Source organism: Pseudorhizobium xiangyangii (assembly GCF_020531965.1).
GTDB classification, from domain to species: domain Bacteria; phylum Pseudomonadota; class Alphaproteobacteria; order Rhizobiales; family Rhizobiaceae; genus Neorhizobium; species Neorhizobium xiangyangii.
Map to the genome: position 1 here is coordinate 26,275 of NZ_JAJAWH010000022.1, position 18,362 is coordinate 44,636.

The 18,362-nt window shown below is 61.2% G+C and carries 21 protein-coding genes; 10 read left to right on the forward strand and 11 right to left on the reverse strand.

Features of this window, described 5'->3' with window-relative positions:
* The first annotated feature begins 4 nt into the window (after positions 1 to 4).
* On the forward strand, positions 5 to 973 hold the full coding sequence (locus tag LH464_RS18455) for an esterase-like activity of phytase family protein (RefSeq protein WP_390625011.1): 969 nt from the start codon (positions 5 to 7) through the stop codon (positions 971 to 973).
* A 19-nt stretch (positions 974 to 992) separates the two neighbouring features.
* On the opposite strand, the gene LH464_RS18460 is transcribed toward LH464_RS18455, so the two are convergent.
* Together LH464_RS18460 and rpmB are read right to left on the reverse strand one after the other, a co-directional pair.
* Positions 993 to 1,628, reverse strand: a complete 636-nt coding sequence (locus LH464_RS18460) for a queuosine precursor transporter (RefSeq protein ID WP_226787875.1) — start codon at positions 1,626 to 1,628, stop codon at positions 993 to 995.
* 106 nt (positions 1,629 to 1,734) lie between these two features.
* Positions 1,735 to 2,025 (reverse strand): 50S ribosomal protein L28, encoded by a 291-nt coding sequence (rpmB, locus tag LH464_RS18465; RefSeq protein WP_226787876.1) that lies wholly within the window; start codon positions 2,023 to 2,025, stop codon positions 1,735 to 1,737.
* Between the two features lie 246 nt (positions 2,026 to 2,271).
* On the opposite strand from rpmB, the gene LH464_RS18470 reads away from it, so the two are divergent.
* The gene (locus LH464_RS18470) at positions 2,272 to 3,045 is read left to right on the forward strand and encodes a DUF3108 domain-containing protein (RefSeq protein WP_226787877.1); all 774 of its coding nucleotides are present in this window, start codon (positions 2,272 to 2,274) and stop codon (positions 3,043 to 3,045) included.
* Positions 3,046 to 3,114: 69 nt separating this feature from the next.
* The gene (yddG, locus tag LH464_RS18475) at positions 3,115 to 4,005 is read left to right on the forward strand and encodes an aromatic amino acid exporter YddG (RefSeq protein ID WP_226787878.1); all 891 of its coding nucleotides are present in this window, start codon (positions 3,115 to 3,117) and stop codon (positions 4,003 to 4,005) included.
* A 6-nt stretch (positions 4,006 to 4,011) separates the two neighbouring features.
* Here the strand turns inward: yddG and LH464_RS18480 are convergent, their stop codons facing one another.
* Both LH464_RS18480 and gloB read right to left on the reverse strand, forming a co-directional pair.
* On the reverse strand, positions 4,012 to 4,437 hold the full coding sequence (locus LH464_RS18480; protein WP_226787879.1) for a cupin domain-containing protein: 426 nt from the start codon (positions 4,435 to 4,437) through the stop codon (positions 4,012 to 4,014).
* A gap of 1 nt (position 4,438) precedes the next feature.
* On the reverse strand, positions 4,439 to 5,209 hold the full coding sequence (gene gloB, locus LH464_RS18485; RefSeq protein WP_226787880.1) for a hydroxyacylglutathione hydrolase: 771 nt from the start codon (positions 5,207 to 5,209) through the stop codon (positions 4,439 to 4,441).
* 86 nt (positions 5,210 to 5,295) lie between these two features.
* On the opposite strand from gloB, the gene LH464_RS18490 reads away from it, so the two are divergent.
* A complete protein-coding gene (locus LH464_RS18490; protein WP_226787881.1) occupies positions 5,296 to 6,045 on the forward strand; it encodes a class I SAM-dependent methyltransferase in 750 nt (249 codons plus the stop codon).
* On the opposite strand, the gene LH464_RS18495 is transcribed toward LH464_RS18490, so the two are convergent.
* Positions 6,036 to 6,464 (reverse strand): nuclear transport factor 2 family protein, encoded by a 429-nt coding sequence (locus LH464_RS18495; protein WP_226787882.1) that lies wholly within the window; start codon positions 6,462 to 6,464, stop codon positions 6,036 to 6,038. The genes LH464_RS18490 and LH464_RS18495 overlap by 10 nt on opposite strands.
* Before the next feature lie 179 nt (positions 6,465 to 6,643).
* Between LH464_RS18495 and hisC the strand changes: the two genes are divergently transcribed.
* Together hisC and LH464_RS18505 are read left to right on the forward strand one after the other, a co-directional pair.
* Complete coding sequence (gene hisC / locus LH464_RS18500) at positions 6,644 to 7,753, forward strand: histidinol-phosphate transaminase (protein WP_226787883.1); 1,110 nt, start codon at positions 6,644 to 6,646, stop codon at positions 7,751 to 7,753.
* Positions 7,750 to 8,679, forward strand: coding sequence for a prephenate/arogenate dehydrogenase family protein (locus tag LH464_RS18505; protein ID WP_226787884.1), 930 nt, complete (start codon positions 7,750 to 7,752; stop codon positions 8,677 to 8,679). Before hisC ends, LH464_RS18505 begins: the two co-directional genes overlap by 4 nt.
* Positions 8,680 to 8,695: 16 nt before the next feature.
* On the opposite strand, the gene LH464_RS18510 is transcribed toward LH464_RS18505, so the two are convergent.
* Complete coding sequence (locus LH464_RS18510; protein ID WP_226787885.1) at positions 8,696 to 9,703, reverse strand: DUF2125 domain-containing protein; 1,008 nt, start codon at positions 9,701 to 9,703, stop codon at positions 8,696 to 8,698.
* Positions 9,704 to 9,756: 53 nt separating this feature from the next.
* On the opposite strand from LH464_RS18510, the gene LH464_RS18515 reads away from it, so the two are divergent.
* A complete protein-coding gene (locus tag LH464_RS18515) occupies positions 9,757 to 10,290 on the forward strand; it encodes a gamma-glutamylcyclotransferase (RefSeq protein WP_226787934.1) in 534 nt (177 codons plus the stop codon).
* On the opposite strand, the gene LH464_RS18520 is transcribed toward LH464_RS18515, so the two are convergent.
* The 4 genes from LH464_RS18520 to ftsE all read right to left on the reverse strand — a co-directional run bounded on the left by LH464_RS18520 (position 10,287) and on the right by ftsE (position 13,626).
* A complete protein-coding gene (locus LH464_RS18520; RefSeq protein WP_226787886.1) occupies positions 10,287 to 11,081 on the reverse strand; it encodes a lysophospholipid acyltransferase family protein in 795 nt (264 codons plus the stop codon). The two genes, LH464_RS18515 and LH464_RS18520, sit on opposite strands and share 4 nt — an antisense overlap.
* A gap of 81 nt (positions 11,082 to 11,162) precedes the next feature.
* The gene (locus LH464_RS18525) at positions 11,163 to 11,900 is read right to left on the reverse strand and encodes a YdcF family protein (RefSeq protein ID WP_226787887.1); all 738 of its coding nucleotides are present in this window, start codon (positions 11,898 to 11,900) and stop codon (positions 11,163 to 11,165) included.
* Between the two features lie 66 nt (positions 11,901 to 11,966).
* Complete coding sequence (locus LH464_RS18530; protein WP_226787888.1) at positions 11,967 to 12,974, reverse strand: cell division protein FtsX; 1,008 nt, start codon at positions 12,972 to 12,974, stop codon at positions 11,967 to 11,969.
* On the reverse strand, positions 12,967 to 13,626 hold the full coding sequence (ftsE, locus tag LH464_RS18535) for a cell division ATP-binding protein FtsE (RefSeq protein ID WP_226787889.1): 660 nt from the start codon (positions 13,624 to 13,626) through the stop codon (positions 12,967 to 12,969). Before ftsE ends, LH464_RS18530 begins: the two co-directional genes overlap by 8 nt.
* Positions 13,627 to 13,845: 219 nt before the next feature.
* On the opposite strand from ftsE, the gene LH464_RS18540 reads away from it, so the two are divergent.
* The 3 genes from LH464_RS18540 (at position 13,846) to LH464_RS18550 (ending at position 15,594) form a co-directional block, all read left to right on the forward strand.
* The gene (locus tag LH464_RS18540) at positions 13,846 to 14,499 is read left to right on the forward strand and encodes a hypothetical protein (RefSeq protein ID WP_226787890.1); all 654 of its coding nucleotides are present in this window, start codon (positions 13,846 to 13,848) and stop codon (positions 14,497 to 14,499) included.
* Between the two features lie 42 nt (positions 14,500 to 14,541).
* On the forward strand, positions 14,542 to 15,096 hold the full coding sequence (gene hpt / locus LH464_RS18545; RefSeq protein WP_226787891.1) for a hypoxanthine phosphoribosyltransferase: 555 nt from the start codon (positions 14,542 to 14,544) through the stop codon (positions 15,094 to 15,096).
* Between the two features lie 123 nt (positions 15,097 to 15,219).
* Positions 15,220 to 15,594: a response regulator gene (locus tag LH464_RS18550; RefSeq protein ID WP_226787892.1), complete on the forward strand. Its 375-nt coding sequence runs from the start codon at positions 15,220 to 15,222 to the stop codon at positions 15,592 to 15,594.
* A 1-nt stretch (position 15,595) separates the two neighbouring features.
* On the opposite strand, the gene LH464_RS18555 is transcribed toward LH464_RS18550, so the two are convergent.
* Positions 15,596 to 18,259 (reverse strand): TIGR02302 family protein, encoded by a 2,664-nt coding sequence (locus tag LH464_RS18555; RefSeq protein WP_226787893.1) that lies wholly within the window; start codon positions 18,257 to 18,259, stop codon positions 15,596 to 15,598.
* Positions 18,260 to 18,362: the final 103 nt, after the last annotated feature.

Consider the following 18,362-nt stretch of genomic DNA (forward strand, 5'->3'; position numbering starts at 1 on the left):
GCGGCTGCCTGCCTGGGGATGTGCGTTTGCTCTCTTGGCTTTTCCCGTTGCCCCTGCAAGCGAATTCGTACCGGTCGTTTCCCGATCCATCCAGCAGTTCAAGCCGGGCTCTCCGCAGACCCGTTATGGCTCCCTAGAGTTCATCGGGGGCATCCAGTATTCGTCCTCCGACAGCAGGGTCGGCGGCGTGTCGGCGATCCGTTTTCGGCCGAACGGCCGTGACTTTGTCGCGGTGCTCGATACCGGCGACTGGATGACGGGTTCGATCGTCCGCGACGCGGACGGCCGCATTTCAGACTTGTCGCAGCTTTCCGTGGTCGCGATGCGTGCGCAGGAGCAGAACCCGTCGAAGTTCGATGTGGATGCAGAGGGGCTCGCGGTACGTGAAGGAGAGCTGCTTGTCGGCTTCGAACGCCGCCATCGGATAGATGCCTATCCCGATCCGGGGTTCGAGACAGCACAGCCACGATCAGTCGATATGGTGATCCCCCGCCGCGAACTGCGCGCAAATGGTGGAATAGAGACGCTTGCCACCGCCCCGGCGGACAGCGCCTTGAAAGGCGCCGTCGTGGTGGTCGCCGAGCGGAGCATCGACGAGGACGGCAACCTGTTTGCCGCCGTGCTCGACGGCCCGCTGAAGGGGATCTTCAAAGTCGTGCGCAACGAGCCCTGGGCCGTGACCGACGGTGCGTTCCTGGAAGGCGGCGATCTTCTGCTGCTGGAGCGCCGCTTCAGCTACACCGGCGGCGTCGGTATGCGCATCCGCCGCATCGAGGCTGGCGTGATCCGCCCGGGCGCTTTGATCGATGGCGAGGTGCTGATCGAGGCTGACATGGGTGCCGAGATCGACAATATGGAAGGACTTGATGTGGTTCGAGGCCCCGATGGCGTCCCCCGGATCATCGTCGTTTCCGACGACAACCGATCCTTTCTTCAGCGTAACCTGATGCTGGAATTCCGGCTGACGGAGTGACCACCGGCCGGATTGAAAATCAGGCAGATTTTACCGTCGGCATCGGCTTCAGCACGTTCATCAGCGCGCCATAGGGCAGCAGCAGGACAACGCCGGCCATCACTTTCACGACGAGGTCGCCAAGCGCCCACGAGATCCAGCGCGGTGCCTCTGTGGCAAGGACACCCAGGATCGGTGCAGGTGCGACCGCAAAATCCACGTTCGGACCGATGAAGGCGAAGAAGGGGGCGAAGGCCAGCGAGAAAAACAGCGCCGTATCGATCACCGTTCCGACCATCGATGCAGCCAGCGGGGCTTTCCACCAGGTCTTGCGGCGAAGTTCGTTGAATACGGAGATGTCGAGTAACTGGCCTATCAGAAAGGCTGTCCCGGAGGCAATCGCGATGCGCGGCTCGGAAAGCCAGAAGGACAATGCCACGCCGACCACGAAGCCGACGTAAACCACGCGGCGTGCGATCGCGGGGCCGAACTGGCGGTTGGTGAGATCGGTGACCAGGAATGCAACCGGATAGGTGAAGGCACCCCAGGTGAGGAGATCGCCAAGCGCGATGCCCCACAGCGTTCCAGTCAGATGGAACTGCACGAGAATGTTGGATGCGACCACGATGGCCGCCATCGGTGTGGAATAGATAAGGGTAGAGCGTATCGCTAGCATTTTTTTATCCTGGGTGATGCCACCAGTTGGGGATTGGTTCAACAGAAAGGGCTTGCCGGATTTCCGTCAAGCCCTTCCAGGAACCGGTGATGTAACTGCGAGCGCTTTAAGCGGCTGCGGCAGTCTTCTTGGCGATCTGGCGACGCAGAAGGCGGGCGCGCATCGACAGTTCCTTCTCGTCAGCCTTCAGAAGGAAGGCGTCGAGGCCGCCGCGATGCTCGACAGAGCGAAGCGCGTGAGCCGTTACACGAAGACGGAAGCGCTGGCCGAGAGCGTCGGAGATCAGCGTGACGTGGCACAGGTTCGGCAGGAACCGGCGACGCGTCTTGTTGTTGGCGTGGCTGACATTGTTGCCCGACTGGACGCCCTTGCCGGTCAATTCGCACATACGGGACATGGTACACCTTTGTTCTTATGCAATTGAATGGTACTTCCGGGCAATGCTCGGCGCGCCGATCCAACTGGTCTGATTGGAAAGTTGCGGTTCTATAGTCAGTGGGGCCGCGGACGTCAAGCCAAACCTTGGCCTTCCACCGTGATTCCGTTCGAACAGCGTTCAAGCGGCTATTTTCTTGCCACAGTGCGGGCCTTATATCAGGTTACCGGGATGGTATGAAGCCATCTCTCCTTTTTGAGGCTTTTCATGATTGGGCGTCGTCTGTCCCGCCTTGCCTTTGCACTGTCAATCGCGCTTCTGGCCAGCCCGGCCGGCACCGCCGGTTTGCAGCATGTGAGCGAGTACGACATCTCCCTCGGCGTGCTCCCTATCGCCAAGGCGTCGTTCTCCAGCGAGTTCGGTGGTAACGGCTATCGCATCAGCGGCAGCTTCCGGTCCTGGGGTATTGCGGAGATCATCACCAAGATCTCTGCCGAAACGACCGTCAGCGGCCGCAAGCGGGGCGACAAGCTTCAGGCTGACCGCTACAGCCTCGTCTACAAGACCGGCAAACGTACACGTGTCTATGACGTTACCTACCGTAACGGAAACGTCACGCGGACGGTCATGAGGCCGGAGCCGAAGCAGCGACCGGAGAGTTGGGTACCTGTGACCGAAGGAGATCTGCGCGCGGTTCTTGATCCGCTCAGCGGTCTCGTCTTCGATGGCGATGCCAGGGTATGCCCTCGGCGGGTGCCGATCTATGACGGCGAATCCCGGTTGGATCTGGTGCTGACACCAAAGGGAACGAAGGCGTTCTCCACGGATGGTTTCGAAGGCGAGGCCATCGTCTGCGAGATCCGCTATGAACCCAAGTCCGGTTTCCGCCGGGGCCGAAGCGATATCGAGTACCTCAGGAAAACGCCGATGGAGGTCTGGTTTGCCAAGGCCCGATCGGTCAATGTATATGCTCCGGTCTACGCCCGCATTCCCACCAGGATGGGGCAGGTCTATGTGAAGGCTGCACGGTACGGCGGCTAGCGCAGGTTCAAAGGACTACAGCGCTCTTGGCGCGCGCTGTAAGGGGCAGGGGCCCATAGAGGGAGCATTGTGAAAGTTCGCGGTACGCTGATCGGCTTTACGGCGATCCTGATGTGGTCGCTGCTCGCGTTGATGACGGCAGCATCGGGCAAGATGCCGCCTTTCCAGCTCTCAGCGGTGGCGTTTGCAATCGGCAGTCTTCCCGGCCTCCTGCTTTTCGCGGTGAAGCCCGAACGCCTGAAGTTCCTCAGGCAGTCGCCGAAGGTCTGGATCGTCGGCATTGCCGGCCTGTTCGGCTACCATTTTCTTTACTTCACCGCATTGCGCAATGCGCCGGCCGTCGAGGCGGGGCTGATCGCCTATCTCTGGCCTCTGTTCATCGTGGTCGGATCGGCGCTTCTGCCGGGCGAAAGGCTGCGCTGGTATCACGTCGCGGGTGCGCTTGCCGGTCTGGCGGGCACCGTTGCGATCGTTTCACGCAACGGCATTTCGTTCGACGACCGCTATGCGCTCGGCTATGGCGCCGCTTTCCTGTGTGCCTTCACCTGGTCCGGTTACTCGCTGCTGACCCGCCGCTTCGACCGCGTCTCGACGGATGTCGTGACCGGCTTCTGCATGGCCACCTCCCTGCTGTCTCTCGTCTGTCATCTTTTTCTGGAAACGACTGTCTGGCCCGAAAATGCGGGTGAGTGGATTGCGGTGGTCGGTCTCGGACTGTTGCCGGTCGGCGCTGCCTTCTATGCCTGGGACTATGGCGTCAAAAACGGTGATATCCAGATCATTGGCGCAGCAAGCTACGCGGCACCGCTTCTCTCGACGTTGATCCTTGTTCTCAGTGGCTTCGCCGAGCCTGACTGGCGCATTCTGCTGGCCTGCCTTCTCATCGCCGGCGGTGCGCTGCTCGCTGCTCGTGACATGCTGAAGCCCCGCGCTTCGCCAGAGCCCACGCCTGCGGAATAAACGAAGTTAGTCCTGCCCCGGCTCCCATTCAGGCGGAGCCATTTCGAATGCGGCAAACTCGAAGCCCGGAGCGACGGTGCAGCCGACCAGAGTGTAGTCGCCCAGCGGTTCGGCTGCTTGCCAGGCATTTGCCGGGACAATCGCTTGCGGGCGCTCGCCTCTTTCAAGATCAGTTCCAAGCGTCACGTGTGTCGCGGTCTTTCCGTCATCGGAGATGCTCAGTCGCAGAGGTGATCCGGAATGGAAATGCCAGATCTCGACCGCGTCGCGGACGCGGTGCCAGTGGGAGCGGCTCCCAGCCTCGAGCAGGTAATAAATTGCTGTCGAGTGGCCGCGCGCACTGCCGTTGGTGTCGCGGAAAGTCTCCACGTACCACCCGCCTTCGGGGTGGCGCTGCATCCCGAACGTCCGGATGATTTCGGCCGCGGTCATGTCAGAAGTTGTCCTTGCGCTTGCGGATCTCAGCAAAGACTTCCTCGTTTGTCCTGCTTTCCATCAGCAAGTTGCGACGGATCGCGGGATCGGTTGCGCGCAGGAAGGGATTTGTTTCCTTCTCCAGCCCGATTGTGGTGGGAATGGTGAACTTACCGGCTTTCCGGGCAGTCTCGACCTCCTGCACCCTATCCTGCAGCCGCCCATTGTCGGGATCGACGCTTAGCGCGAAGCGGGCATTGGACAGGGTATATTCATGGCCGAAATAGACTGCCGTCTCATCCGGAAGGACGGCGAGCTTCTGGAGCGAGTGCCACATGTCGGCTGCGGGGCGTTCGAACAGTCGGCCGCAGCCGAGCGCGAAAAGCGTGTCGGCTGCAAACAGGATCTTGTCGTCGAGGAAGTGGTAGCAGATGTGCCCTGCCGTGTGGCCGGGCGTCTCGATCACGCAGACTGTGTGTTCGCCGAACTGGAACTCGTCTCCGTCGGCGACCGACTTGTCCAGGCCGGGAATGGCGACGGCCTCATTGATGGGGCCGATAATCTCTAGGCCGAAGCGTTCCTTGAGTGGAAGGTTTGCTTCGACATGGTCCGTATGGTGGTGTGTCGTCAGAATGTGAGTGAGTTTCCAGCCCCGCCTTGCGGCAGCATCAATGATCGGCTGTTCCTCTGGAGCATCGATCGATGCCGTCAGCCCCGTCTCGGGATCATGGACCAGCACGCCATAATTATCACTACGGCATTGAAAGACTTCAATTTCCAAAGTTTTCATATGCTGTCCCGTTGCAACATTGGATCGAAATGCAATGTAGAGACTCCCGCTTTGATGTCCAACCGCTCTCTGCTAGCATTTTTGTGATGCACACTGATATTGTCGATCTTCGTGAGTTCTATCACTCTCCGCTGGGCGCTCTGGCTGAGCGCTCGATCACGTTGGCACTTTCGTCGCTTTGGGCCAGGCTGCCGGACGAGCGTCTGGTCGGGATAGGATATACCGTTCCCTATCTCGAACGCTTCAAGGCTGATACGGAACGCACCTTCGCGTTCATGCCGGCGGGGCAGGGGGCGGTGAATTGGCCTGTCGGAGAATTGTCGGCGACGGCGCTGGTGTTCGACGAGGAATTGCCGCTGCCCGATGCTTCGGTGGATCGGATACTCATGGTCCATTCGCTGGAGTTCGCAGAAAATCCACGCGAGACTCTGAAAGAGCTGTGGCGGGTGCTGGCGCCGGGTGGGCGGCTGGTGCTCGTCGTTCCGAACCGGCGCGGCGTCTGGGCGCGGATGGAGCATACGCCTTTCGGTTCCGGACGGCCCTATTCGCGCGGGCAGCTGACGTCGCTCCTGCGGGAGACGAACTTCACTCCGGCAGCAAGTGCTGAGGCATTGTTTTTCCCGCCGTCTCGCATCCGCACGGTTCTGAGGTTCCGGAACGTGTTCGAGCGGATGGGGCGCCGCTTCTGGCCGGTTTTCTCCGGCGTCATCGTCGTCGAAGCCCAGAAGCGCCTCTACCAGGGCTTGCCGGTTGCCGCGCGGGCCTCCCGCCGCGTCTTCGTTCCAGTTCTGGCGCCGCGGGGCGTGCCCACGACGCGCAGCAGCAATCAGGGTTGAAGGTCGAAAATTGCCAGCGGCTGACCTTCCATCGCGAACGGAACGGACTCATGGACGTGAACGATCACCCATCGCCCGCCCTCTCTGGCGAAGGCGACGGTGAGGCGAAACCAGAAGCCGATTTTCTCCTTGCCGATTTTGCTGCCGGCGAGAAAGGCGAGCGCGCTGCACCAGCCGGTGTCGCCGCCGACCCGCAGGTCCGTGTTGCGGATCTCGAACTCCAGCCCGCCGTCCCATGTGTCCAGCCAGGCTTGCAAACCCGCCCTGTCGTTGCCGATCTGCTCCAGCGGCGGGGCAAGAGAGAAATTCCGGATGGTTTCCGACTGGCAGGCGATGATGCCGCCGGCATCTTTCGCCCGCAAAGCCTTTGTCCAGGTTTCCAGCACGTCGCGAATGTCGTCGAAGTCTCCGGTGCTCATGCGTTTGTTCCTCGTCGTTGAGATCATCTGAAAGACGTCTGACGCCTTGCAGTTCCGACAGGCAGGTTCAAAAAAGGGAATGCCAGCCATCACTCCACGGCCCTCGACAAAGGCCGTTTTCGGCATTAATGCCACAGGATTAACCGCCGTTACCGGTATTCTTCCAGAAGGTCGATCCCATGAGCATCGTCGTTAATGAGCCTGTTCCGCGTCCCGGTATCCTGGACATCGCCGCCTATGTGCCCGGCAAGGAACATGCGCCCGGCGTCGCGCGCGTCTTCAAGCTGTCTTCCAATGAGACGCCGCTTGGAGCAAGCCCGAAGGCGATGGAAGCCTTCAAGCAGTCCGTCGACAATCTCGAGATCTACCCGGATGGACAGGCGACCGCTCTGCGCGAGGCGATCGCCTCCGTGCATGGGCTGAACCCCGCCAACATCATGTGCGGCAACGGGTCCGACGAACTTCTCGGCCTTCTCTGCCATGTATATCTCGGCACTGGCGACGAGGGCATCATCACGGAGCACGGCTTCCTCGTCTACAAGATCCAGATCATGGGCGCCGGTGCCAAGCCGGTTGTGGTCAAGGAAAAGGACTGCACGGTTGACGTCGATGCCATCCTGGCAGCCGTCACCGAGAAGACGAAACTCGTCTTCATCGCCAATCCCGGCAATCCGACAGGGACCTTTGTTCCGGTCCCGGAAATCCGCCGCCTGCAGGCGAGCCTGCCGAAGAATGTCATCCTCGTCCTTGACGCGGCCTATGCGGAGTATGTCCGTCGCAACGATTACGAGGCGGGGCTGGAGCTGGTGTCCGCCAACCGCAATGTCGTGATGACGCGCACCTTCTCCAAGGCTTACGGCCTTGCTGCTCTTCGTATCGGCTGGATGTATGCGCCGGCTGCCATCATCGACGCGCTCAACCGTGTCCGTGGACCGTTCAACATGAATGCGCCGGCGATCGCCGCGGGTGCAGCCGCGATCCGCGACCAGGCCTTCATCGAGAAGGCGGTGGAGCACAACAACCTCTGGCTCGACAAGCTGACGCACGCATTCAATGCGCTCGGCCTGAAGGTCACGCCTTCTGTCACGAACTTCCTGCTGATCCACTTCCCCGATGTGGATGGCAAGCGGGCCGAGGACGCGGATAACTTCCTCACCAGCCGCGGCTATATCCTGCGCGCCGTGAAGGGGTATGGGTTCCCGAATTCGCTGCGGATGACCGTGGGCTCGGAAGAAGCCAACCGGGGCGTGATCGAGACGCTTGGCGAATTCATGGGCCGGGACGCATGACGGACGGCCACTTCGACCGCATCGCCCTCATCGGCATAGGCCTCATCGGCTCCTCGATCGCCCGCGATCTCAAGGAACTCGGGCTTGCCAAGGAGGTGGTGATCTCGACGCGCAGCGCGGATACCCTTCGCCGGGCTGAAGAGCTTGGGTTGGGAACGCACTATGTCGCGTCTGCGGCGGATGCGGTGAAGGACGCCGATCTCGTCATCGTTTCCGTCCCCGTCGGGGCCTCGGAGGAGGTGGCGAAACAGATCGCATCGACCCTCAAGCCAGGCGCCATCGTAACCGATGTCGGTTCCACCAAGGCTTCTGTGATCGCACAGATGGCACCCCACATTCCGCCGGGCGTCCATTTCATTCCCGGCCACCCGTTGGCCGGAACGGAGAAGTCAGGTCCCGACGCCGGCTTTGCTGGACTGTTCCGCGAACGCTGGTGCATCTTTACGCCGCTGCCGGATACGGCTCCCCATGCGCTTGCGAAGCTCAAGGCATTCTGGACCGCGCTCGGTTCACGTATCGATGAGATGGACCCGGAGCATCACGACAAGGTGCTGGCGATTGTCTCTCACCTGCCGCACATCATCGCCTACAACATTGTCGGCACGGCAGACGATCTGGAAACGGTGACGGAATCGGAAGTGATTAAGTACTCCGCCTCCGGTTTCCGCGATTTCACACGTCTGGCGGCTTCCGACCCCACGATGTGGCGCGACGTCTGCCTCCACAACAGGGATGCGATCCTTGAGATGCTGGCTCGGTTTTCCGAGGATCTTGCGTATCTCCAGCGGGCGATCCGCTGGGGTGAAGGCGACAAGCTGTTCGAACTCTTCACCCGTACCCGTGCCGTGCGTCGCTCCATCATCGAAGCCGGCCAGGACGTCGATGCGCCCGACTTCGGGCGTCACGCGCTCGACGCGAAAAAATAGGCTGGGAAGAACTTCGTCAGATCGGCGGGATCTCGCCGATCTGGATGAAGCCGCCGGCAAATACCTTACCGCGGTTGATGGTGAGGTCGATGGACGCACTCTGCCCGCCGCCGGTCAGCGCAGAAAGCATGCCGGCAACCGTTTTTAGCACGGGTGCCATATCCGGGAAGGCCTGGGCCAGGCTGTTGCGCCAGGCATCGATCTGTTCGATCTGCAGTTTCAACCGGCCGGAAAGGTAACCGTCCTGATCGATGGAGAAGGGGCCAGTCACGGTCACCACCCGTCCTTCGCCGAGGTCGGCGGATAACCTGCGCATTTCGCCTTCGGTGCCGTAGAGGGCCAGGCCGCCCGGATCCGTCCCGTCGATCATCCCGGCTCGGCCGAGCAAGGTGACGTCCATGGTCGTCGTTATCGATGGGAGCAGTTCCGCCAACCCTTCCGCTTTAATGCGGGCATTCTGCAGGTTCAATGCAGCGTCGAGGTCCTGGCCGTTCTGGCGCAGGTGCATTTCTGTCCTGTCGGCGGCCAGGGAAAATGATTGGCCGGCAGCAGAGGAGACGATGCTGGTCGTGGAACCCTGGATCACGGTTGAGGTTCGCTCGATGCCGGCTTGCTTGGCGATAAGGCTGGATTGCAGGCTGTCCCACGTGCTCGACACGGTCAGCCCGTGGCTGGTCCGCACCTCGATCGGAGCATCGACCTCCCAGACGATGTGACCGGGATTATAAACCTGCGCGGCTGAGCGCAGAGCGCCCAGGGTTGCAGAGATCCCGTTTTTGCTGTCATCGACGGCAACTCTCGAGCAAAACAGCCCTATCCGGAAAGGATAGCCGCGGTATTCTGCATCGGTGCATTCGACGGAAATGCCGTTGGCTTCCTGGCCGCCGAGCAAGGCGAGCGTCTTTTCCTTGAGTGCGGAAGCGGCATAGAACCAGCCGCCGGTATAGATGGCGACGGCAAGCACGACGGCGAGTGCGAGAAGCCAAACTTTCCTGGTGACGCCGGAGCGGCTTGACGCTGCCATGATGATCTCCAATGGTGGCTGTGATGCAGCGCAACTCAGGCTGCCGGGAACGAATGGCTCGGGATATGGACGATTTTTGGGTGTTTGGCTACGGGTCGCTAATGTGGAATCCTGGGTTCCCGTACCAGGAAAAGGCTTGCGCACATGTGTACGGGTATCGTCGTTCCCTCTGCGTCCGCTCGCACGTGCATCGCGGCACGCCGGAGCGGCCGGGGCTTGTTCTAGGTCTTGATCGAGGTGGTTCCTGCCGAGGCATCGCCTTCCGGGTCAGCGCCGAGAACGGGCCGGATGTCCTCGCCTATCTTCGCGAGAGAGAGCTTGTAACGCATGTCTACAAGGAGCGGTTGCTGTCGGTCCTGTTGAACGACCGCCGACAGGTCCATGCGGTGGGTTACGTGGTGGATCGTGAACATTTGCAGTATGCCGGCGCACTGGAAGCCCGCGATGCAGCGGAGATCGTCCGCAGCGCCATCGGCCAATCCGGACCCAATCCGGCCTATGTGATCAACACCGTCGCACATCTGCGCGAGATGGGTATCCGCGATCACTGGCTGGAAGGGGTGAGCCGCCTTATCGGCGAGGACTAGATCTCGCTCCGCTCAGCGCGCAGTTCTGCGAGCCGCGTCACTGCTGTCGGCGGCAGGCGCAGGTGCGGGTTCGATTCCACCGTTTCAATCAGAAGATCGTCGCTTGCCTTCTCCAGTGTAGTCATCAGCGTCTGAAAGAATTCGTCCGGGTCGAGGCCCGGCATGATCGGCGGCAGAATGCGGACCTTGAAATGGCCCGGATAGCGGATCGATTTGCGGCGAGGCCAGAAAAGTCCCGGGTGCATCGCGATTGGTACGACCGGCACCTGAACGTCGCGATAAATCCGCGCGATTCCGTAGCGATAGGCTGGCTCCGCACCCGGCGGCCTGCGGGTGCCTTCCGGGTAGATGACCAGCTGACGGCCGCTCTCCATCTCCTGCTTTGTACGCTGCATGACGGCGACCATGGCCTTGCCGCGCGCGCCGCGGTTGACGGGGATCATCCGCTGCTTCATCGCGTACCAGCCGAACAGCGGGATCCACAGCAATTCGCGCTTCAGGATGTAAACCGGGTCGTCCTGCCAGGGCAGGAGCGCGTAGGTGTCCCAGAAGGACTGGTGCTTCGGCGCGAATATGCAGCCGCCCTGCGGAATGTTCTCGAGCCCCTCGATCTCGAAGGTCGTGCCGACCATCTTCTCCATCAGCCAATGGCTGGAGCGTGCCCAGTTCTTCGGGACGAGATACGCCTTCTTGCGTGGCAAGATGAAGTAGATCGGTGTGAACACGACCATCGTGAGGATGAGGTTGGCGTAAAACGCCAGGTTGAACAGGATGGACCGCACCATCAGCATGTAGGACTTCCCCTTTGAATCAAGGGCTGCCTACACGAGATCTGCCTGTAACGAAAGCTGGCTTGAAAAACTCCGGATGTGTCAAAGTAGCTGCCTGAAACCGGCAGCCTCGGTTTTCTCGCGAGGTCTGAGGCCATTCGTGTGCCCCAGTCCCATCCAGTCGCGGGCGATTGCCACGACGACCTTTGCATATTCCAGGATCATTATTCGCACCACGTCCGGCTCGGTGAACCATGCCTTGCGGGTCAGGTCGGAATTGACAACAGGGTAGGGGATGAACTCGGTGACGGGATCGACCCGCCGCAATTCATGCAGACTGCGCGGCATGTGATAGTTCTGGGTGACGACGAGCACCACGGTGAAGCCGTTGTCGTGGATCCAGGTCGAAATCTCGCTGGCATTGCCGATCGTGTCGAGCGCGTCATAGCCGACGTCCACGCAGCACGTGAACAGATCCGATGGCGTCTGCGTCATCTTGCGGATCTGCGCCGGCGTGGTCGACGGATGGGCGCCCGAGATCAGCAATCGCTTTCCAGCGCCGTCGCGCAACAGGCCCATCGCCTGATCAATGCGCTGGTAGCCGCCGGTCAGTACGACGATTGCATCGGCCTTGACACCCTCAGGCGGTCGCATCGAGGCGACGGAATCGGCGAACCACAGAAACCCTCCAAAGATCGCTGCGAGCATCACGAACACGCCGGTGATGAGCCAGCGCGCCGTGCGCCTCAACCTGCTGTGACGAGAAAACAGCTGGCGTGACACGCGCCGTCGCGGCGGGCTGGGCGATCCGTTTCCCTTCGTTGACCGAGTCGTGCTCATGAGTCCGTCAATAGACCGAGATACAGGTAGAGAACAGGGCTTTATATTGCGTCATGGTGCTGCATCTCACGACGCGGGCAAGCCATCGGATTTTGCCGGGTCGGAGCGGATCAGGTCAATCTCGTCAATCGTGCGCATGACAGTGATGCGTGCCGTCAAAGTGGTCAGCAAGGCAATGATGATCATGGTTGTGAGGATACCGAGATATCCTCCGAACCCCAGGGAAAATGTCCCGAACAGCGCTGTTGCCTGATCGCTTTCCGGGGTGGCGCGTGAATTGGCCTGCCATACCCCCAGGAGCGCGAACAGGACTGCCGCCACCGCGCTTCCGGCTGCCGAACCCTTCAGGCTGATCTTCAGGAAATGCTTTTGGAATTCCCTGGCAACGAAAGAGCTTTCGGCTCCGACGAAATGCAGCACCTCCACGATATGCCTGTTTCCGGAGATCACGCCGCGGGTGGCGAAGACCACAGTCAGGACCATGGCGATAAAGACGAGGACCAGAACACCGGTCCCGATCATCACGGTCGTGCTCGCCATGGAAATGAGCCTGTCCACCCATGTGCGGTGATCGTCGAGGAATGCCTGGGGAAGTTCCAGCGCCAGGAGATCTCGCATGGCGGCAAAGTCCGGAGGGTTCTGCTCGTCGATGGTGATGATTACCAGGCGGGGAATCGGCAAGTCCTCGAGATTCAGTCCGGTACCGAGCCACGGCTCGAGGAGGCGGGCCGTGGCGCCATCGTCCATGATGGTGCCATCCTTGGTGCCGACGAAGCCGAGGGCGAGATCCTTCGCCTGCTGAAGTGCCCTATCCATGTCCAGGCCTTCGGCCGGCTTGATCTGGATGGTGATCTCGCGCGAAATCTGGCTCTGCCAGCCGGCCGCGGTCGCCCGCACCATGCTGACGGCGCCAAGCGTCAAGCAGGCGAGGAAGGCCATGATGGCAATGACGACGATCAGCGCATTGCCCTGGATATTGGAGGGCGGCAAGATCGGCCCGGTCGGCCGGACACGCATCTCGGTCCGCCGTTGTTGCGTTTCATGTGCCTGCGCTGGCCGGGACATCTCATTCATAGATATCGAGCCGTCCTTCCGTGAGGATCATCCGCCGCGCGTCGATCTTGTCCATCAGACCCAGGTCGTGTGTGGCAATTACCACCGCCGTGCCAAGGCGGTTGAGTTCGAGAAAGAGATTGAGCAGGCGCTGGGCCATGGGAGGGTCGACGTTGCCGGTGGGTTCGTCCGCCAGCAGGATTTCCGGGCGGTCTATGAGTGCGCGGGCGATGGCTGCGCGCTGCTTTTCGCCGCCCGAAAGCACGGCCGGCAGAACGTTGATCCGCTCGCCCAGGCCCACCCACTTCAATAGCTCGATCACGTCGTTGCGATAGGTCCCTTCCTCCTTGCCGCGTACCCGTAGGGGCAGCGCCACGTTCTCGTAGGTCGTCAGGTGGTCGAGCAGGCGGAAGTCCTGGAAGACGATACCCACACGCCGTCGCAGCATCGGGAGTTCGCCGCGCGGAATCTGCGAGAGGTCGCGCCCGAACATGCGAATCAGGCCACGGGTCGGCTGCAGCGACATGAACAGGAGACGCAGCAGTGTCGTCTTGCCCGCACCCGATGGCCCCGTCAGGAACTGAAACGAGCGCTTCGGAATGTCGAACGTCATGTCCCGGAGGATCTCCGGTCCCATTCCATAGCGGAGGCCGACATTCTCGAAATGTATCAATGGAGAACCCAAATCCCGATGTTGGTGCCGCCCAACCAACCAAGGGCCGGCGATTTCTATCGCTACCGGATTAGGTCGTTTTAAGGGCCGCATTTCCGAAGCATTAACCAGTTGAATTTACGACTGGGTAGGATTCGATTCAATGCCAAGATTTTCGGTTGTTCGAAAACGCGGCAGACAAGGGTCTCGAGACATGCTTGGGACCCGGAAAGGGAAACGATGACCGCCATCGACATCCTTCCTCCCGAGCCTGCTTCGGCCCGTGGACGGGCAATTCACAAAGCCGCAGGAAACGTCGTGGATGCCACGTTCGTGACTGTCAGGCGAACGGCAGCCCGCAGGCCAGGGGCAACGGCCGGTAGTAACGGCAGCTTTGAAAGCCGCAGGCGGCAGGTCACGACACCTGACAGTCCTTTGGCCTCCACGGTCCGGGTTTTGGCCGGAAAAGCAGAGCAGGCACTCATGCGCCTGTCGGCGGATTTCTTTGCGGCCATGGTTGCTCTCGTCTTCATCGCTGTATTCGGCATGTGCGGCGGTTTCACGCTGCTTCTTGGCAATTCAGACGGTATCGGGGAGAAGCCCGGTCTCGACCTCACGCATGTCAACCTTACCGCCCAGGATGCTGACGGCATGCGTGTTCTGATGATCAACGGGATCGTCGAGAACAACGGCGAGAATCGTCTCGAACTGCCAGGCATTCAGGCGCATCTGGTGTCGGATGGCAGCATTGTCGCCAGTACGTTCATCGATCCGCCGGTTACCGGAATCGAAGGCGGGCAAAGCCATGGTTTTGCCGCTCGGATTCCGCATCCCGGTGGAAAAAACCCGGAGCTCAAGCTTTCCTTTGCGTCGCAGGATGCTTCCGGTCGTTGATTGTGCTATCGGCGGGCCTTCCGAACCATCCAGGAGAGCCCCATGCCCGTTGTCCGCGGCAAGAATATTGAGCCGCTTTATACCGCAGAGGCTATCGCGGAGCGAAACCGCACTATCGCTACAGAGATCGCGAAAGGCCCGACGCAGGACCTGCTCGTCATCGCCATCCTCAAGGGCTCGTTCATTTTCGCTGCGGATCTCATCCGCGCGCTCCACGACGTTGGCCTGGCGCCCGAAGTGGAGTTCATCACGCTTTCCAGCTATGGCACCGGCACCGTTTCCCAGGGCGTACGTATCGTCAAGGATATCGACAGCGACGTGCATGGCCGTGATGTACTCCTGATCGATGATATTCTGGAATCCGGCCGGACACTGAAGTTTGCCAAAGAATTGCTCTACGAGCGCGGCGCGCGCAACGTGTCCATCGCCGTCCTCCTGGACAAGAGCGTCAAGCGCAAGGAAGAGCTGGAGGCGGATTTCGTCGGCTTCGAATGCCCCGACTACTTCGTCGTCGGCTACGGCATGGACGTCGCCTATGCGTTTCGCGAATTGCCGTTCGTGGGTGTTGTCACCGGAGATGCGGATAGCGAAAGCTAGCGCTCCGGCGTCGGCAACTCGTTAACCATCTCTGGCGGCTAGGGGTTCCATGTTTACTCCTCGACAAGGAAAGTCTGGTGATTTGCTCCCAAACTGAAACACAAAAGGGAGAAAGCGATCGTCATGGCCAAGATCCTGATAACCGAGGACGAAGACTCCCTGCGCATGTTCGTTGCCCGTGCACTTCGTCTCGACGGTCACGAAACCCATGAAGCGGGCGATGGTGCGGAAGGGCTGGAGAAGCTCGATGAATCGCAGTTCGACCTGCTGCTGTCGGATATTCGAATGCCGGTAATGGATGGTATCGAGCTGGCGCATCAGGCTGCGGCACGTCATCCCAGCCTCAAGATACTGCTGATGACCGGCTATGCCGATCAGCGCGAACGCGCCGACGATCTCGCTGAGAAGATCATCGACGTGGTGGAGAAGCCTTTTGCGCTTCCCGATATCCGCAAGGCAGTAGCCCGCGCTCTGGCCGAAAGCCCGCGTGCCGCGTGACCTAGCGGATCTCGAGCAGCCGCTCCAGATAGCGGCGCTCGGACTCCCCTGACAAGGCATTGCCAAGCCGCTCGCGGATGGCTTCCAAAATCTCTCGGGCGCGCTGGACGTCGATCTCGTCGGGAACCTTGACCTGGTCACCGAAATCCGGGCCTGCCGTCGAACGGGGCCGACCTAGCGGGTCGCGGCCATTCTGGTTACCTTGAGAAAGCTGGCCGGGGCCTTCACCCTGGCCTTGGCCCTGACCTTGCTGCATGGCCTGCATCATCTGCTGCATCATGTCCTGCGCCCCCTTGCGCAGCGCATTGAGCGCATTGCCCTGTCCCTGGACGGCCTGCTCGCCTTCGCCTTCACCGAGAGCCTTGCCGGCCTTGCCCATCTCGCTCTCTGCTTCGCCGAAGCCTTCGCCGGGCTGCATGCCGAGGTCCTTCAGGCCCTGCTGAAGCTCCTGAAGCTGCTTGCCTAGCCCTTCCTGCTGTGCGCGCAGGTTCTTCAGCGCCTCGCGCAACTGCTCCGCGGTCATCTGGTCGGTGGGCGAGCCTTGCTGTCCCTGCTGATCTTGTTGCTCCTGCTCACCGGGTTGCCGCTGTCCCTGCTCATAAGGTTGTTCGCCTTCCTGACCTGGGTCACCGCGCTGCATGCGATCGCGCAGAGCCTGGTCGAGCTGGAAGGTTTCGTCCATCAACCGCTGCTGTTCCTGCATGATCTCGCCGAGCTTGTCGATCTGCTGGCGCATCGGGCTGTTCTGCTGCTGTCCCTGCTGACCCTGAGGCATGCGCCCGGCCTGCAGATTGTTCATCATCCGCTGTAGTTCGGAGAGCATCTGCTGGGCGGCATCGCGGTTGCCGGAGCGGGCCAGGTTTTCGATCTGGTCCATCATGTTCTGCAGGTCGCGCTGTCGGATGAAGTTCTCGGCCTGCATGTCCTGCTGCATTCGGGGGCTGTTCTGCAGGCGCTGTGCTAGCTCCGACATGAACTCCTGCATGGCCTCGCGAAGCTCATCCATCAGCTTGGCGATCTCCTCATCGCTGGCGTCATTCTCCAGCGCCTCCTGCAAGGCGTTCTGGGCATCCCGGAGGCGCCGTTCGGCAGCCGACAGGTCACCATCCTCAATGCCGAGCGCGATTTCCCAAAGATAGTCGGCCGTCTGCTTCAACTGTTCATTGTCGCGCGCCAGTTCCATGCGTCCGAGCGCGGAACGGATCAGCAGAAAGTGGCTGAGGTTCGGGATCGTCTCGTCCGGCCGCAGCGCCAGAACTTCGTTCAGTTCGATCGCATGCGGCATCTGGCGGGTGTCGAGGGAGAAGACCTGTCGCTGTTCAGCGACCGCGGCGGCGAGAGGTTCGGAGAACGGTCGCCCAGGCAGCACCATCTCATGCGAAGGGCTCCGCGCGGTCTGCCCGGCGCCGTCTGTCGCGACCAGCGTGATGCGAACGCGTTTGCCCGCCAGCGGATGCTCCGTGAGGTTGCGGCTGGAAACAGCCTTGATCTCGCGCGTGTTCCGGCGGGGCAGATCGAGCCGGTATTCCGGCAAGGGGTACAGCGGCGTAGCGCCCGGTTCCTGCGGTTCGACCGCTTCGATGATGGCGTGAGCGTCCCGGATGCCGTAGTCGTCCTTGCCGGTGTAGCCGATCTCAAGGGCGCCGTTCACCGCCCGCTTCGGCTGGTTGTCGAAGGCGATTTCCGGTGGCCGATCCGGGATGACGTCGAAGGTCCAGCTTTCGCCATTCACGTTCAGCTCGCCGCTTTCGGCAATCTTCATCAGGTAGCTGCGCGGTGGAGGCGGCAGATCCTGTGCCGCGACTGACGGCGGTTGGGCTGGCGTCGTCGCTGCTTCCGGGCCGGGCTGCTGCTGATAAGCACTCTCGTCGCTGACTAGCGGAGTCGGATCCCCATTGGTCGCCGAAGCAAAGGTCACGGCCTCGCCGCCCTCGCCACCCGTGACGCGGACCGTAAGTTCGGAATTTTGCGGGATCGAGATGGTGTTGGCGGCCTGTGCATCGCGGCCAGTCAGGAAAATCGGCGCACGGCCGGTATAGGATGGCGGCGTCAGCCAGGCGTCGATCCGAAGATCCGGGTTTGTGCTGACGGGCAAGGCTGCGGGACGGAAGGCGTCGCCGATCGATCCTGCGCCGTTCGAGAAGGAAAAACCGAAGGCGGCGGCGACCAGAAGTGCCGGCACTGCGCGCAGGGCGAAACGGTCGTGGCGTGCGATGTCGGGCCGGGGGAGGCCCGTATCAAGCCCGGCGATGCGCTCTGCCATGCGGATCTGGTGCTCCGTCCAGAGTGCGCGCGCGAACGGGGTTTCGAATGCGGGTACGTCTTCCTGCACTGCCACGGGCTGGTGCTGGAGATTGTTGCGTTCTTCGAGAAGCCGGTCGGCCTCGCCTGCCGCAGGCCAGCGAATTCTCGCGATCGGCATCAGGGTAGCAAGAAAGCCGAGGCCAAATACCGCGAGGACAATCCACCGAACGATATCCGGGACGATGCGGAAAAGCCCGAACCAGGTAAAGGCGAGAAACAGCGCAGTGATGCAGAGCAGAGGTAACAGTCGCGGTGTAAGGCGCTCGAAAAACAGCACGCAACGGGCCAGCGAACGCTTCAGCGCCACGCGACGTGCGAGTGCTGGAAGGGCATGGAAGGCGCCTTTGCGTGTGATGCTCATGCGGACCGTCTCCTGTGGCGGCGCAAATGCCAGCCACGCCTCGGGCGGCTTAGCCCCAGTTTCAAGATAGCAATCTTTATGGCGAAGACGAGGGCGGTTGTCC

Excerpts from the sequence above, each read along its gene's own strand:
- LH464_RS18480 (WP_226787879.1), bottom strand. The coding sequence starts at position 4,437 with ATGACCGCGGCCGAAATCATCCGGACGTTCGGGATGCAGCGCCACCCC.
- LH464_RS18540 (WP_226787890.1), top strand. The coding sequence starts at position 13,846 with ATGACCGCCATCGACATCCTTCCTCCCGAGCCTGCTTCGGCCCGTGGA.
- LH464_RS18510 (WP_226787885.1), bottom strand. The coding sequence starts at position 9,703 with ATGGCAGCGTCAAGCCGCTCCGGCGTCACCAGGAAAGTTTGGCTTCTC.
- LH464_RS18460 (WP_226787875.1), bottom strand. The coding sequence starts at position 1,628 with ATGCTAGCGATACGCTCTACCCTTATCTATTCCACACCGATGGCGGCC.
- hpt (WP_226787891.1), top strand. The coding sequence starts at position 14,542 with ATGCCCGTTGTCCGCGGCAAGAATATTGAGCCGCTTTATACCGCAGAG.
- LH464_RS18555 (WP_226787893.1), bottom strand. The coding sequence starts at position 18,259 with ATGAGCATCACACGCAAAGGCGCCTTCCATGCCCTTCCAGCACTCGCA.
- LH464_RS18490 (WP_226787881.1), top strand. The coding sequence starts at position 5,296 with ATGCACACTGATATTGTCGATCTTCGTGAGTTCTATCACTCTCCGCTG.
- hisC (WP_226787883.1), top strand. The coding sequence starts at position 6,644 with ATGAGCATCGTCGTTAATGAGCCTGTTCCGCGTCCCGGTATCCTGGAC.
- LH464_RS18505 (WP_226787884.1), top strand. The coding sequence starts at position 7,750 with ATGACGGACGGCCACTTCGACCGCATCGCCCTCATCGGCATAGGCCTC.
- LH464_RS18550 (WP_226787892.1), top strand. The coding sequence starts at position 15,220 with ATGGCCAAGATCCTGATAACCGAGGACGAAGACTCCCTGCGCATGTTC.
- LH464_RS18520 (WP_226787886.1), bottom strand. The coding sequence starts at position 11,081 with ATGCTGATGGTGCGGTCCATCCTGTTCAACCTGGCGTTTTACGCCAAC.
- LH464_RS18530 (WP_226787888.1), bottom strand. The coding sequence starts at position 12,974 with ATGAATGAGATGTCCCGGCCAGCGCAGGCACATGAAACGCAACAACGG.
- LH464_RS18525 (WP_226787887.1), bottom strand. The coding sequence starts at position 11,900 with ATGAGCACGACTCGGTCAACGAAGGGAAACGGATCGCCCAGCCCGCCG.
- LH464_RS18495 (WP_226787882.1), bottom strand. The coding sequence starts at position 6,464 with ATGAGCACCGGAGACTTCGACGACATTCGCGACGTGCTGGAAACCTGG.
- rpmB (WP_226787876.1), bottom strand. The coding sequence starts at position 2,025 with ATGTCCCGTATGTGCGAATTGACCGGCAAGGGCGTCCAGTCGGGCAAC.
- LH464_RS18515 (WP_226787934.1), top strand. The coding sequence starts at position 9,757 with ATGGCTCGGGATATGGACGATTTTTGGGTGTTTGGCTACGGGTCGCTA.
- LH464_RS18470 (WP_226787877.1), top strand. The coding sequence starts at position 2,272 with ATGATTGGGCGTCGTCTGTCCCGCCTTGCCTTTGCACTGTCAATCGCG.
- gloB (WP_226787880.1), bottom strand. The coding sequence starts at position 5,209 with ATGAAAACTTTGGAAATTGAAGTCTTTCAATGCCGTAGTGATAATTAT.